16 protein-coding genes are annotated in these 15,294 nt (G+C 36.5%); 2 read left to right on the top strand and 14 right to left on the bottom strand.

Going from position 1 to position 15,294, the window contains the following annotated elements:
• Positions 1 to 35: 35 nt before the first annotated feature.
• Entirely contained in the window at positions 36 to 398 is a 363-nt protein-coding gene (locus DEAC_RS06105) for a response regulator (RefSeq protein ID WP_047809152.1), read from the bottom strand.
• 30 nt (positions 399 to 428) lie between these two features.
• Positions 429 to 1,025, bottom strand: coding sequence for a TetR/AcrR family transcriptional regulator (locus DEAC_RS06100; RefSeq protein ID WP_047809151.1), 597 nt, complete (start codon positions 1,023 to 1,025; stop codon positions 429 to 431).
• A gap of 510 nt (positions 1,026 to 1,535) precedes the next feature.
• On the opposite strand from DEAC_RS06100, the gene DEAC_RS06095 reads away from it, so the two are divergent.
• Positions 1,536 to 1,772, top strand: a complete 237-nt coding sequence (locus tag DEAC_RS06095; RefSeq protein WP_242847085.1) for a class I SAM-dependent methyltransferase — start codon at positions 1,536 to 1,538, stop codon at positions 1,770 to 1,772.
• Between the two features lie 44 nt (positions 1,773 to 1,816).
• Here the strand turns inward: DEAC_RS06095 and DEAC_RS06090 are convergent, their stop codons facing one another.
• Positions 1,817 to 3,034 carry a S1C family serine protease gene (locus DEAC_RS06090; protein WP_047809149.1) on the bottom strand — a complete coding sequence of 406 codons (1,218 nt, stop codon included), beginning with the start codon at positions 3,032 to 3,034 and terminating at the stop codon, positions 1,817 to 1,819.
• Positions 3,035 to 3,343: 309 nt separating this feature from the next.
• Here DEAC_RS06090 and DEAC_RS06085 point away from each other — a divergent pair, with 309 nt between their 5' ends.
• Positions 3,344 to 4,240, top strand: coding sequence for a phosphatidylserine decarboxylase (locus DEAC_RS06085; RefSeq protein ID WP_047809148.1), 897 nt, complete (start codon positions 3,344 to 3,346; stop codon positions 4,238 to 4,240).
• A gap of 191 nt (positions 4,241 to 4,431) precedes the next feature.
• On the opposite strand, the gene DEAC_RS06080 is transcribed toward DEAC_RS06085, so the two are convergent.
• The 11 genes from DEAC_RS06080 to DEAC_RS06030 all read right to left on the bottom strand — a co-directional run bounded on the left by DEAC_RS06080 (position 4,432) and on the right by DEAC_RS06030 (position 15,169).
• Entirely contained in the window at positions 4,432 to 4,800 is a 369-nt protein-coding gene (locus DEAC_RS06080) for a hypothetical protein (protein ID WP_047809147.1), read from the bottom strand.
• 171 nt (positions 4,801 to 4,971) lie between these two features.
• Positions 4,972 to 5,385, bottom strand: a complete 414-nt coding sequence (locus DEAC_RS06075; RefSeq protein ID WP_047809416.1) for a DUF2500 domain-containing protein — start codon at positions 5,383 to 5,385, stop codon at positions 4,972 to 4,974.
• A gap of 541 nt (positions 5,386 to 5,926) precedes the next feature.
• Complete coding sequence (locus DEAC_RS06070; protein ID WP_047809146.1) at positions 5,927 to 7,015, bottom strand: dipeptide epimerase; 1,089 nt, start codon at positions 7,013 to 7,015, stop codon at positions 5,927 to 5,929.
• Positions 7,016 to 7,172: 157 nt separating this feature from the next.
• Positions 7,173 to 7,511, bottom strand: a complete 339-nt coding sequence (locus tag DEAC_RS06065; protein ID WP_047809145.1) for a P-II family nitrogen regulator — start codon at positions 7,509 to 7,511, stop codon at positions 7,173 to 7,175.
• Positions 7,512 to 7,768: 257 nt separating this feature from the next.
• A complete protein-coding gene (locus tag DEAC_RS06060; RefSeq protein ID WP_047809144.1) occupies positions 7,769 to 8,233 on the bottom strand; it encodes a DUF6773 family protein in 465 nt (154 codons plus the stop codon).
• Positions 8,230 to 8,430 (bottom strand): helix-turn-helix transcriptional regulator, encoded by a 201-nt coding sequence (locus tag DEAC_RS06055; RefSeq protein ID WP_047809143.1) that lies wholly within the window; start codon positions 8,428 to 8,430, stop codon positions 8,230 to 8,232. The genes DEAC_RS06060 and DEAC_RS06055 overlap by 4 nt, the downstream gene beginning before the upstream one ends.
• 199 nt (positions 8,431 to 8,629) lie before the next feature.
• Positions 8,630 to 10,963, bottom strand: a complete 2,334-nt coding sequence (locus DEAC_RS06050; RefSeq protein WP_047809142.1) for a DEAD/DEAH box helicase family protein — start codon at positions 10,961 to 10,963, stop codon at positions 8,630 to 8,632.
• Positions 10,964 to 10,976: 13 nt separating this feature from the next.
• On the bottom strand, positions 10,977 to 12,857 hold the full coding sequence (locus DEAC_RS06045; protein ID WP_047809141.1) for a site-specific DNA-methyltransferase: 1,881 nt from the start codon (positions 12,855 to 12,857) through the stop codon (positions 10,977 to 10,979).
• 52 nt (positions 12,858 to 12,909) lie between these two features.
• Entirely contained in the window at positions 12,910 to 13,341 is a 432-nt protein-coding gene (locus DEAC_RS06040) for a hypothetical protein (RefSeq protein ID WP_152671357.1), read from the bottom strand.
• A 373-nt stretch (positions 13,342 to 13,714) separates the two neighbouring features.
• Entirely contained in the window at positions 13,715 to 13,930 is a 216-nt protein-coding gene (locus DEAC_RS06035; protein WP_047809139.1) for a hypothetical protein, read from the bottom strand.
• Positions 13,931 to 14,527: 597 nt separating this feature from the next.
• A complete protein-coding gene (locus DEAC_RS06030; RefSeq protein ID WP_345788151.1) occupies positions 14,528 to 15,169 on the bottom strand; it encodes a DUF3786 domain-containing protein in 642 nt (213 codons plus the stop codon).
• Positions 15,170 to 15,294 lie beyond the last annotated feature (125 nt).

The raw sequence follows: 15,294 nt of genomic DNA, 5'->3' as shown, positions 1-15,294 counted from the left end.
CCCCCTGAAGTAAAATGCGATAACCAACCCCGCTGCTAAATACCTAGGGCTTTGCTAAGTGTCTGCAGTAGAAATTCTTCTGTAAATGGTTTAACGATAAAGGTTTTGGCACCGTTAACGATAGCTTCTTTAACCTTACTCTCTTGTCCCATGGAGGAAATCATAATGACCAGGGCTTGAGGGTCAAAAACTCGAATTTCTTTCAAAGCCTCAATTCCCGTCATCTCAGGCATCGTAATATCCATAGTCACTATATCAGGACGTAATTCCTTATACATTTCAACAGCAATTGCCCCATTGGCCGCTTCACCAACGACTTCAATTTGAGATTTTTGCAACATACTTTTAATAGAAAGTCGCATAAAAGCCGCGTCATCAACGATAAGTAATTTTTTCATCGTACCCGCTCCTCTATTTACTTAAAATGATCAATTCTTATTCTTTTGGAAAACATTTAATGTTTGTTTTAAGGTTTTCAACGTATAATCTTTTAAGGAAAAATTATAGTTTTCCAACCGCCAGCGCAGAATAGATACCCGTTCTAATCCCATAATAAGGTCTGCTAAACCATTTGAATCAACTTCAGTGTCAATTTCCTTTTGCCGCTTAGCGTCATTAATTAATGATCGAATTATATTTAATCTATCCGCGAAAATCCTATAAACGACGTCAGCCAATTTTGCTTCACGCGATAAAGCTTCATACGAAAGAGTAATCGCTGTTATTTCCGGATAATTCTCATAATATGTAACATAGGATTCTATAAAAAATATAATGGCTTGGATGGGATCAAGTTTTTTAAGCCATAAGGATTCAGCAATGGCCCTGTCATATTGGGAAAAATGATTGAGCACTGCAAGTATTAATTCATCTTTAGTTTTATAATGTTTAAAAATCGCTGATTCAGAAATACCTTGTTTTTTCGCTACCTCTCTCGTGGTAAGTCTTTGCAGCCCAAATTCACTAATCACCGCAATGGTGGACAAAATCAAATTTTCCTTAGTTGGCAATAATTTTTCAGACACATCTTTTCTTCTTTCTCTGAGTAATCATTTACTTACATTTATCTTAACACATGAGTGTTCGTTCGACAATATTCTGGCAATTGCTTGATCTGTATGTAAAATTCTCTCTATTTTAGCGTTACTTCTACATTTTGCATTAATATTGCTTCTACCTAACCACTTCAGAAAACCGACCGAATATTCCTTGGCGGTTGCTTGCCGTCTCAATTTGTATCGTTAAACCAGAATAGGAATATTATGTTATATATTAGTAATAAGGAGGGGCAAATATAATGATACTTTGTGGGGTCGGTGTGGCAATTGTCGTAATTGCTATTCTTACACTAATTGCAATGGGCATAGTATTTTAGGAAAATTTCTTTTGCTAATTGCTATATTTTTAAGGCCAGGCAATAGTAGCCTGGCCGTTACTGTAATAGTATAAAAACTATAGTTAAGTTCAAATAATACTCCTAATGCGAAATAACGAAACTAACTATTAACCTTAAACTATATTGGGGGCATGGGAATTTGGGAAACACTGTTACGTTAAGCGAAATCTTTACAACTGAATTTATGAAGCTCTACACTCAGTTTGAATCCATCGAAGAACTTTTCTCTGCAGGTGGATTTAATGTAACAACAGAAGAAGATTATGATGCAATTCCGGACAAAACAATTGATACCTTTGTTGCAAACACCACAAATTTTCCCACCTGGAAGGAAATGTTAACCGAAGCTGCGGACAATTACCTAAGGAGGCCCTAAATGGTTCCTTAGGTGACTCTATATTCTTGAGGAACGCCTTATTTCTAATCTTTGATATCTACTAGCGTAACAGTTACAGTTTTTGTAGACCCGTTACGGAAATAAGTTATTTTAACACTATCACCGGCCTTATATTTAAATAGTTCATGAGTAAGTTCAGCATAACCCGAAATAGTAACATCATTAACCTTGGTTAAAATATCACCCTGTTGTAAACCCGCTTTGTCTGCCGGACCGCCGCTGACAACCTGTGTGATATAAGCTCCTGCCGGCCAACCTCTTTGGGCGGCATATTCTGGAGTGTACTGGTTGGTAATTTGAACTTTTAAGCCTGCGTGACTGGCATAGCCTTTTTGGATTAATTGTTGGATTGTTGGCATTGCATCTGTAATTGGTATCGCAAAGCCCATTCCTTCAAATCCGGATTGAGCATATTTTGCAGAATTGATTCCAATGACTTGACCAAGATAATTTACTAAAGGTCCTCCGCTATTCCCTGGGTTAATTGCTGCATCTGTCTGAATCAAGTTAAAGCTTGATTCACCTTGAATATCTAAAATTCGATTAGTCGCAGACACTACTCCGGTAGTTACAGAACCAGCGAATTGTTCACCTCCGGGGTTGCCGATTGCCACTACCGGTTCGCCGACCTGGAGCTTTGAAGAATCCCCAATGGCTGCAGCTGTTAAGTTATTGGTATCACTAATTTTTATGACAGCTAGGTCTGTACGTGTGTCTGCCCCTATTACTTTGGCATCAACATTCCTGCCATCGGACAAACTCACAACTAATTTTTTAGCTCCATCAATAACATGGTTGTTTGTTACAATATATCCATTTTTAGCGTCAATGATAAATCCAGATCCGCTTCCCGTTTCAACTAAGCCATTTCCACCGATTCCAGAATTATCAGTTCCCCAAGTAAATATGTCATTCCCGTTGTTGCTCTGAAAGTTAGCGATATTAACAACTGCGGGCCCGACATCCTTGGCAATTTGTACCACCGGAAAAGATGATTGATTATAGTTATAATCCAGCTTTACAGCTTTTGAAGCCGCTTTGTTCGAAATCTGAGGCGCCGTTGTTTGGTTTGACGGCCGGTTTACGTATAAAGATGGAGCGATGCCAATTGACAATAGTCCCCCTACCATTGCACTGACTAAACACATAATAATCGGGGAAAGGAAACGGGAACGTTTTGGGGTAAGTAAAGAGTTAGAATAGCTGGGTTGATTGAATTTGTCATTGTCATAATAACTCATTCTTAATAACCTCCATTCTTTGATATAGTAATAAGTATTTTGACGAGATTCAGAGACAGCTTCGTTCTTAACTAAGTTATCCCTCGTCTATAGCAATGATTTTACAAAAAAAATTCCTGACATTTGTGAAAAAATCTTGAAGATTTTTTTATTTTTTTCGAAATCTTACTTGTTTTTAAATATAAGGCTCGCCTGGTACTTTTCTTGCTTTATTAAATTGTATAGTTATAATGATATTGAAAATGAATACTACGGTGCCGACCCTTCGCAAACCACGGTTCCCAAAAACTTGAATGTGAGTTGATGCATTTGATTAAGTATTATAATCGAACCAAAAAATCTTATGAGATAGAAAAAGTAGCCGGCGAAAAAGTTTTAAATTGGACCTACTCATCTCCCATCGGTGTGGGTCTCTTAGAACTTATTATAAAAAGGAGACTATGTTCAAGCCTCTATGGCTGGTATTTGAACAGGAGAATGAGCAGGAAGAAAATTAATACTTTTGTTACCAATTTCAATATAGATTTGACTCAAACCGAAAAAAAGCTTAACGATTTTTCATCGTTTAATGACTTCTTTTATCGTAAATTAAATTCTCAGGCTCGTCCAATCGATACAAATAACCTATCGCTGATTTCCTTCGGAGATGGGAGACTTTACGCTTATGACAACATAGACTTAAATAGGTTGGTTCAGGTTAAAGGCTTTACCTATAGTCTTAAAGAATTGATTAATGATGATCACATCGCTGAGAAGTTCAATAATGGAACCTGTTTAATTTTAAGGCTTTGCCCTACTGATTATCACCGGTTTCATTTTATAGACAGTGGGATCTGTGAAAAATCCGCAAAAATTAAAGGATCTTATTACTCTGTTAATCCAATTGCTCTTCAAAAAGTTAAGAAACTTTTTTGTGAAAATAAAAGAGAATGGACTATCTTCCATTCAAATAATTTTGGCGATGTATTATATGTAGAAGTTGGAGCAACCTGCGTAGGTTCAATTGTCCAAACCTATCCCCCTCATAAACCCATAAACCGGGGTGATGAAAAAGGCTATTTCAAATTTGGCGGTTCCACAGTAATTCTTTTTTTCGAAGCGAATAAAGTTAAAATCGACGAGGATATCCTTAGGCAAACTAGTCTGGGGTATGAATGTTACGTTTTGCTAGGGGAGAAAATAGGAAAAAGCAATATCGAAAGATAGTAAAAAAAATCCCCCTCGGAGGAGGGGGGAGAAGAGGGAGAGGAAATGAAAGACGCCGTTACGCAATCGTAACCAACGAATTCATATAATTCATTATAAACTTTATCTACCGAGGCTTCTATAAACGAATATGAAGAATTTGTTAAACAATATTCTAGTTTATTTTACAAGAAAACCGTCTCTATACTTTTTTAGGAAATAACTAATTTTACAGCTTGAAAAAGTACATCAATAGGGTCTTTTTCCATATATATTTTTTGATCATTTTTTACTTGTATCTCTAGATGCCACAAACCATTACTTTCAAAGCTAAGTTTAGGATTATAGGGCGCTAATAAACTCAAACATTGCCCCACTGACAGTAACGGAAGACTGAATGGTTTAATTTTCGCATTAAAAAAATTTATGTTGATCTCATCTTCTGTATCGAATAAATTCTCATCACAATAGTCTTCAAAAACAAATAAATCCCCAAATGATGGCATCCACCATTCTTTTAGTTTGTCTCGCTGTTGCGCAGTCAGTTGTTGGATTTGATCAGTACTAATTCGTTGTTTCATTTTACACCTTCCCCATAAGTGCTATTGTGCGTTAGCCACTGAGAATCATTTTTTGTACTATTAAGCCAACCACTTTCCACCATATACTAAATAATTCACACAAGTCAAGATTATCACAATATTTAAATATAGTACAGAGGAAATTATGTTCTTCTTTTCTCATGAACCTCTTTATTTCGAATCTCCATCTGCAGGAGAAGATTTATACCTGACAAAACTTAAAAATCTTGTTCCTTGAAAACAAAGTTTTCCAAGGTCATTATCTGCTATTAATCCGAATTCACGACCATCAACTCTAAATTCCATCCGATCTCCGCTTTCGACTTCAAAGGTTATATAATATGATGTTGATTCAACATGATGCATTCCCATGTCACCGGCATTATGCTGAATACTGCTTGACGTATGAGTTCTCTTCGAGGTAACTTTTGCGGAGACAGTTAATTTCGGTTGTGAGTTATTATATCTCCACTGTCCAATACTTTTTACGATGCCAAAAATTATGGTGCCTAAGACCAAGAAAAAAATCACAAAGAATATAATTGGAATTGCCGAAAACATTATGTCTGGGGGACTGTGAAACATAAACACGTTAACACCTCCTAATCTGGTTCTTTTTAATTTGATGGGATTGCTACTTTCGCTCTACCATAGGATATAGTTATATAGTTCACTTCAAAAATGTTAATTCCTTTATTTTCCTAATTTTCTATATAATCTCCTTTGTTTAAAATCTCCCTTTATATTGTAATAATTACCCTTTTGTTGATAGATAAAAGAACCTATAGAAATAGACTCATATTTGGAGCTCTACTCTATAGGTTCTTTTATTCCCATATTTCTATATTTTTTATTTCTATATTCCTGTATTCCTTACAGCAATTTGATGTTTGATGTATTCGTCTACTGCCTCTAAACATAGCCTAATTGAAATACTTTGTTTATAAGGTCACTAATCCGATCGAATTTAAGCAAATTTCAAAATCCCCTAGATTATCTTTTAGGTTAGTGAACTCGTTCAGCTAATGCTGAATATCGGGACTTCAGATGGGGACTTATAGAAGTGGGGCCTTAAAAACTGAATAAACAACGAGATCGGACATAATATGTGAAGATGATATAAATTCTAATGATAAACGACTCCGCGAATTGTTCTAAATCCAAGACCAGGTGCATCTCCTATAGTTATTTGATGGTTTTTAAAGATTGCACCACCCTCTATAGGGTCCTCTTTACATAAAACAGGACCATCAAGATCAACTTTGGTAATAATACCTTTTGCCAATGCTAAATGTACCGCAGCTGTAACACTTATTTTGCTTTCTAACATACAACCAATCATACATTCTACTCCATACATTTCAGCTAATGAACAAATCTTTAAGGCATTATGAATACCTCCTGTTTTCATTAATTTAATATTGATGAGATCTGCCGCGCGCATTTGAATTATTTTTAAAGCATCCATCGGGGAAAATACGCTTTCATCAGCAAGTACAGGAATAGATACATGATCTGTAACAAGTTTAAGTCCTTCAAAATCATGAGCAGGCACAGGTTGTTCCACCAACTCAATATTCAACCCTGCATCTTCCATTTTCCTTAATGTATATATCGCCTCTTTTGCACCCCACCCTTGATTCGCATCAATTCTAAGATTTACAGCAAATCCTGCTGCTTCACGGATTGCCTTCATCCGTTGGATATCCAAATTTGTATTTTTCCCCACTTTAATTTTTAAGGTTTTATAGCCTTCCTCAATAGCTGCCCTGCTATCCTCTGCCATTTCTTCCGGAGTATTGACACTGATCGTAATATCTGTAGTAATTTCTTTTCGATAGCCACCTAGAAGTTTGTAAAGAGGAGCATTATACAATTGTCCATAAAGATCATAGAGCGCAATATCTACTGCTGCTTTGGCACTGGTATTTTTCACTATGGCTTTATCCAATTTAAGCATAATCTCTTCAAAATTATTAATATCCAAGCCAATTAAATGTTTCTTTATATGATCTTCTATAGCTCCAATGATCGCTCCCGTAGTATCCCCTGTTATCACTCCCGTTGGCGGCGCTTCTCCATAACCTATATGCCCAGTATCGGTTATTACTTTTACAACAACATCTTCTACACTATTTACCTCTCTTAAAGCGGTTTTAAAAGGTCTTTTCAAAGGAATAGAGATATGGCCAATCTTGATATCTGTAATTTTCATCATTGGTACCTCCGTCCAGGAATTTGGAATCTAAGAGACTCTACCGACTCTATTTTATAAGATTTCGCTTATTAATTGATATATCCTCCTTAAGGTTCTTACCCTTATGCATTTTACTAGTATCTGACCAATTAAAATAATTTCCTCCTCGACTATATCATAGTCCTCTTTCTCCACTGCCGCCAGTTCTGATTCCCACAGCATCTTCAACAGTGGCTATTAATATTTTGCCATCACCAATCATACCTGTTCTGCTCATTTCGGTAATTATTTTCACAACCTTTTCAACGTCTTCGTCTTTGACGACAATCTCAACTTTCATTTTTGGAATAAAATAAGCGTCAAACTCTACATTCCTGTAAACTTTAATATACCCTTGTTGCTTCCCACTTCCAAAAACATAACTATTCGTTAGGCGATTAATCCAATTTTTACTGAGTGCTTCTTTTACATCATCGAGTTTCTCGGGCCGAATTATTGCCTCTATTTTTTTCACCGTTATTACCTCTAACTTTTCTTAATTTCACGCAAGTTTGGTGCCGAATCCTTTATTGATTATGTTTTACTCAAATTTAAAAGGTGCTTGGAGAGAAACTTCCCTCAAAGCACCTTTGCTTTGTTTTAACGGTATTCGTTATGTTCTACTTAGCATATTAACGAATTATATACGTTAAGTAAATGTATCTTACACATGCATACAATATTCTTGATTCTTGCTCACTCTGTCTCAACACTTACTACTCTATGCTATGCTCATTCTTCAGGACCGTTATCATCATCGAATTCTTTTTCATATTTATAAGCTCTGCTTTGATGATATTTTGTTGCCATGAAAAAAACGCCGATAAACAGAACGATAAATATGAATAAGAAAACTATTGAGCCTTGTGAAAGGTTCACGGTTGATCCTTTCGTCGAAGAAAAGACAGAGACAGCAGCAACTACAAAAAATAATATGACGAATACAATGAAAGTCTTTAATTGTTTATGCCTATACTTAGGGTAAACACTATAGATACTAACCTTCATCATATTCATGCGTATGACTTCATAAACCGGGAAAAATATTAAAATCAAATATTCTGTCATGCATTCCCGCAGGTTCATCTTAAAGAGCAACGTTTTAACTGCAAAAGATATGGCTATGCCCACATATATGATAACAGCTATTTCACTTCTTATTTTATTTTTGGCTTGTTCAATTCTCTCATCTTTCATGATTCTTCCTCCCAAAAAATATCATTTAATGTTTTACCAAGCACTTTACAAAGCGCAATACACAACTGTAACGATGGATTAAACTTCCCAGCCTCAATCATGCCGATTGTCTGCCTCGTAACACCAACAGCTTCGGCCAGCTGCTCCTGGGACATATCCAGTCTTGCCCTAGCGGACTTTAATTTAAGGTTCTTCAATCTCCATCCCCCTCTACATTGCATATTATATAATATATTAATCTATACGTAAATTATATTTTGCATATTGTTAAAAATAAAATCCAGACCTTATTTAATCTTGATAAAGGTCTAGATAAAGCCGGATAAAACCAACTACGCTAAAGCATAACATTTTGAAACCAAATTATTAAGGCGATTCATTGTAAACCGCATCATCTCATTTATGATAGTCACTATCTTTAATAACCACCGCCGCTTTTTGTTGGTTAATAAGCTTAGAGGCTTTGAGAATAAATGCCTCCGGATTTATACGGAACTGCTCGAACGTTTGAATATTTATGCCTTGCAAAATGCTGCAGACATCATTTCGCGTTAAACCTGTTGCCTCAACAATCTTTCCAATTAAATCGTACTTGATATTTATATTAACAGCAGAATGGGCCTTTTCTGTTCTGCCTGCAATCTTTCTGATGGCCTGCCCCCTATGCAGAGTTCCTTTTGATTTAATGGTATCCATGTCACCGTACTCGATCTTAATGGCAATCTGAGGTACGTTAAGCTCTCTATCCAAAGCCTGGATCGACTTTTGGATCAATTCATCATTTTCAAATTCAACCCTGTTGGATAACTTGGCACTGATTTTTTCCCCAAAAGTATTAAAAGTCCTCATTTCAGCAGTTTGCTTATGAAGTTTCATGCCGGTACTGTTACTTCGCGCATCCTCGGGTGCCATTATTTGAGGATCGTAAATTGTACCATCAGCCACAGACTCTGCTAGCTCTAACTGAAGCTGTTTGGCAAAGCTGTCATAACTCTCATTGGCAATGATCGTTAAGACATTGACGTTATGAACATCACTGCCGAGGACATTTGCGTCCATTCTCTCACCATTGCTGTTGACACAGAGGCGAAGACCCCGGCCTACCTCTTGGCGTTTCCTTATATTTGAGGAGCTCCGCTTGAGTGTACATATCTGAAAAACGTTAGGATTATCCCATCCTTCTCGCAGGGCTGAGTGGGAAAAAATAAAGCGCACCGGCTCTTTGAGATCTAAGAGTCTTTCTTTATCCCTCATGATTAAATTGTAGGCACCTTCGTCATCTGAAATTAATGATTCCCTATCGACGATTTTACTGTTAGTCATTCGTTTATTTCGTTTATCAATGGAGAAATAACCAGCATGTGTTTTTTCAGGCTTTATTTCCTTGAGGAATTGAAGGTAATCACAGTCCCTACAAATTGATTCCCATTCTTTAAGCGCTTCCCGATACTCCTCTTCAAAAATATCTGCATAGTTACCGTTCAATGCTTTTCCGGTTTGATCATATCGTTTATAGTTTGCAACCTCATCGATAAAGAAAAGCGATAAAACTTTTATGCCTCTGTGAAACAATTGATGTTCTCGTTCCAAATGTGATTTAATCGTTTCTCTGATTTGAAGCCGACGTATCTGTTCTTCATTAACTGAACCGAAAATATTGCCGGCCGTTATGACAACACCATTCGTAAATTCAACGGTATTTTTCAAACCGTCTATTTTAGAAACAATATAGCCCCTATATTCCTCCAACCCACCGGAATGAGTATAAAAATTATACCTTTCTTCAATCATTCTTCTTACCGTTCTCACACGATTCCTGCTTTTTACTTCAAACTCAAAAACTGCGGCAGGAGGGCGATCGACATACAAATTAATTTTCTCAAGATATAAATACCCTTCTGATGCTGTAGTTCCAGTAATTGAAATTCCCTTGACGGCAATTTTTTTTACCAGTCGCCTATTATAGGCTTCCAAAGCATCAAGTCGGTATACCAAGTTATAGAGAGAATCTTTTTTATGTGTTGCAGAATAACGCAGTGTTAATAAGGAATTAAATTGTTTAAGCCGTTCTTTCGTGGCAATTCCTTCCACCGATTGGGGTTCATCGATGATGAGTATTGGATTGGTCGCTGCAATAACATCAATAGGCCTGCGTGAAGAAAAACTATCCAAATTCATATAAATACGTCTGGCATCTTTTTCTCGGGAGTTAAAGGCTTGCGAATTTATAATCATAACATTAATCCCGCTATCATAGGCAAACTGAGCGATTTTAGCTAAGTCCTTGGAATTATACACAAAATTACGAATCTTTTTCCCGTATTCTTCGGCAAAATGGTTTTTTGTAATATCAAAAGACTTATAAACACCTTCACGGATGGCCACAGAGGGAACGATAATAACGAACTTGCTCCAGCCGTAATGCTTATTCAGTTCGAACAGAGTCTTAATATAAGTGTATGTTTTACCTACACCTGTCTCCATTTCAATGGTTAAATTGTATCTTCCATCCAGCATTGGTGATGGCTTTATTCGATTTGTGCTTTGGAGTCTCTGGAGATTTGACTTTATCAGTTCCTCAGAAATCAAAAGCTTTTGGTTAGCATATCCCGGAAAATCAAATTCCTCGTTTATTGGAATTAAAGCAAAATTAGGTTGACCGTCAAAAACTTCACAAACTGCTGCTGCCGCATCAGCTTGAAATTTTTGATAAGTAAACTTAAGCTTCAAAATCTGCCCCCCCTTATATAACTTTAATGGTTGTATTAGGGGCCAGTAGTTTAAAGATTGCTTCAACATTAATCTTAGCGGCACTACCGGCAAAGCAGCTATCTCTAAAGACTACTCTCTGAAAGTTCCGCTTTGCTAATTCACGTATAACCGGTTCAGAGATACGGTTTTCGAAACAAGCTGCGAGAGAACCTTGAGCAATAATATGCACAGTAACCCCTTCTATTGTTTCACTTCGATGACTAAAGGATAAAGGCAAGCCCCAATCAAGAATAAGGCCATAAAGCAAATCCAGATCTGTTCTGTCCTTTTTAATATTTGACTCTAATTCTGAAAGCATAGATTGATGATAATCACTGGCTGCATAATACACGTCGTTCATATTCGTGCTGTCAACCTTTAAGACCCTAAACCCTACGTCTTGCCTGTTAACCTCTTCTTTATCACTCTTATCAGCTAATAGTTTTTCCCCAACCCTGCGTATTCGTTCTTTACCAATCTCACAAATATTTTTGTAGCCGGCTTTAAAAGCTTCACTATTTTGGGCACAAGGCTCCTGCAATTGGACCATAATAAACTTGCGATTTCCCTTATCCTCGCTATTTAGTTCCATAACGGCATGAGCAGTAGTAGCCGATCCTGAAAAAAAATCAAGAATAATAGAGTCTTCATCTGGATCAGTTGCTAATTGCAGAAAACGTTTTATTAATTCTACGGGCTTGGGATTATCAAAGACATCTAAGCCAGCAAATAGCTTTTTAATTAACTGGGTTCCGTTCGTTGTCGTTTCAATATCATCCCAAATAGTTTTCGCAACTTTCCCCCTTGTTTCTGCTTCCCAAATATAACGCTTTCTAAGCGGACCACCTTCACCGGTTTTACCAAATATTATTCTCTGATCCTTAAGTAATTCCTGAAACTTTCGATAGTCATTTTTCCAACTGCAATTAGCATTGGGTTTATAAACAACACCCGTATTAGGGTTAACAATTTCGTATTGTTGATTAGGCCTCCACCCACCGACCTGAAAAGGGTCCGCCTTCCACTTGCCACGAGGGTCATTGTCGGGATTATCAAAGCCCTCCCCATTTTCGGGAAATCTGAAACGTTCTCGATGTTTGACGAAATAATCCAAGGATTTAAAGTAAACCAGATTATGGGTATGAGAAACTGAAATTATCGCTGTGTTGGTCACGGATTTCGTGGAGTTCCAAATTATGTCAGCTAAAAAATTCTCTTCACCAAATACTTCATTACATATTTTTTTCAAATTATCTATCTCTTGATCACTGATGCTAATAAACAACACTCCATCTTCCTTCAGCATATTACGCGCTAGCCGAAGACGTGGATAGATCATGCTGCACCAATCACTATGAAATCTTCCATTAGTTTTAGTGTTTGAGAATAATCTCCTGCCTTCATTATCACACACAGCAATTCGCTCGTTATAATGGTTTTTATCGATTTTAAAGTCATCATTATAGATGAAATCTTTTCCTGTATTATAGGGCGGATCAATATAAATCATCTTAATGCCATTTAAATAACTTTCCTGCAGCAACTTTAAAACGTCAAGATTGTCCCCTTCAATATACAGGTTACCTGTAGTTTCCCAATCCTTGCTCTCCTCAATACAAGGCCGAAGAGTTTTCCTAATAGGCTTATTGGCTTCGACAAGAGCTGCTCTTTTTCCAACCCAATTAAACTCATAAGATTCTTCTCCGCCAATAACATCTCCTGAAAGTTCCTGCTTAAGCAATTCAAAGTTAATACCTTTTTTAATAATTCCCTTATCATCTCTTGCTTCGGTTATAACATTTGGAAACAATGACCCGATTATTTCAATATTTTTCCGAACAATATCAACGCTTTCTAACTTCAGTTTCTTCAATGCAAGGCCTCCAACTATCTCGAAACATTTAAAGAGATTAATACCATGAGTATTATTGATGAATATTAAACTGGTTTAAAGAATTTTGCTCTCTATTACCTTTCAAACTCATTTTTAGTATTAGTTCAGTATTATTTTTGTCTTGTTCAAGCCATTCCTTACATCGATGTTCTTTGCAAATTACAGGACGTTTTTCCCATGCAATAATACAACCGCTTCCTCTAGTCCAATAAGCACAATACCCCATACTGATTCCACGGTCTTTCAGTTCACTAAGAAATTTTAGGGCTTCAATCTTTCTAGCCGAAAAATCATCATAGATGTAAGAATCAATCCAAGCACAAAAAGCTTTCAGTACGTCATAGAGTGGTTCAACCTCAAACTTATCTTTTTCTAAATACCAAACACTGTGCTTGAAATAATATTCGAAGTTTTGAGTTTGATCGACAATATTGTCATTAGCATACTGAATATCGTCGGGCAATTGTCCACCTTCACACCTCTTTAGATAAAGCCTACAACACTTTCCCCCGCATGATGCACAACGAGCTACATCTCTATGTTCCAATCCGGCACACTCCATTACTTCCAAATTTATAATTAAATTCCACCTATTTACTTTCCACAATTTTCATACATTTCCTTCTCTTTGGGTAAATAATTAATAAATCTGTTCCCGAAGCAAGGTATGTGAACCACCCTCACCATAGAAACGGGAGTCTTGCGCTTCGATAAAAATAGAAGGGCCGTGGAGAAACTTTATTCTCTCACGGCCCAAATATCTTCGAATCTTTATTCAATCATAAAACTCCCACTTCTGAAGTGGGAGTGGGTCCCCATACTCTGCTAATTTTAAATCATTCAATATCCGATCGCCTGACAAACCGGCTTAGCTTCTCGTCCCACATCCATGAAACTTTATCTTTCGGATTGCTTAACAGATTTGTCAATACATCAAATTCTGAAGCTTTTAAGGCAGATTCAAACCATTCTTCAAGGGATACATTCAATGATTTGCAAACTGCATCAAGCCTTTCTTTAAGTTTTTCATCCGCAGGAAAAACTAAGTACATTTTAAAACACCTCTATTTACCCTAATTTACCTCTGATTTCCCTTCTTTAAATTGCCATCAAATCAAATTCTCTCTCTATTTAACATTAGAAGTAGTTTTTATCCAGTTTTTAAGGCCCCACTTCTATAGGTGGGGGTGGGTTCTTTGTTAACTTTCTCCATCTTTTGAATCTATAAATGGTTAAATAGTTCGTTTTAAAGCCTCATCTCTTCTCATAGTAATATCAATGCTCTTACCCACCTTTTTTATTATTCTACTTTATATAATAATTTTCAATATTGGTTAATATTTTTGCAATACTAAACTTTAATTACAATTTGAGAATTTCTTCTCAGTAGTCAAAATTAAAAACTTGCAAAAATACAACGGAAAACTCCATTCCAACTCTTTGAGGACTACATTGGAATGGAGTGTAATTTAATGAAGTATAGATCTAAGCACATTAAAAAGCTACAAAGATATAAAACTATAAATCAACAAAAGACAATTATTAGCTTTTTTGTCCTATACTATTATTATAGGCCATTCTGACAAATTGTACAACAAATGCTTCAAACTAGAGCTCATAATCGCTGCTCAAATTATTAATTAATTACACTATGTAATGTATTTACCAAATTGCCCTTGGGCAAGCTTCTTTAACTCTTCTGCTAGGTATACTCCAAGATCAATACTTATTCCAGTATCTAATATTTGTCCTATGGAAAAATCATAGAGTATAGTGGCATTAGGATTAACTTCCTCATCCCCTTCCCAGATTACAACACACAAGGGTATTTCGGGAAATGCTCTCAAAATTACCGAAGCGTCTCCGAAAGGACCTGGCTTACCATCTAAGACGTGAGATACTTCCATTAATCGGCTGGACTGATGTCCAAAGGATTCAATTAACACGGATATAACTGTTTTGTGAAATGCAGAATAAAATATCATACCACCAGGCAGTTCTTTAATGCTTACCCAATTCACGTCTGATCCCCGGAAAGGCCTGGCATTGGCCAAATAATTGAGAATAATGATCGTCGCCAACACTTCTGGAACATATCCATCTCTTCTCCGTCGGATGATCTCTTGATCACTATCCACAACATACTCTTCATTAAAAAAAAGCACAATGAATTGACGGGTATCACTATTGTAGGATACAGTTCGTACCGCTGTTATCTCTGTAGGATCACTTTTTTTAATATCCCGCCAGAATTTTTGACATGTATTACGGTAATTTGATTCTATTTCCACTCTTTCAGAACTTATTTTCCTTCACACCCTTACTCCTTAAGATGAATTTAATGAATTTATCTAACCGTAAGACTCCCACTTTAAGTGGGAGTGACTCTCGTGCAATAATCTAAATATTCTAATTT

This window comes from Desulfosporosinus acididurans (assembly GCF_001029285.1).
Taxonomy (GTDB): Bacteria; Bacillota; Desulfitobacteriia; order Desulfitobacteriales; family Desulfitobacteriaceae; genus Desulfosporosinus; species Desulfosporosinus acididurans.
This window is presented reverse-complemented; position numbering and strand designations above follow the sequence as displayed.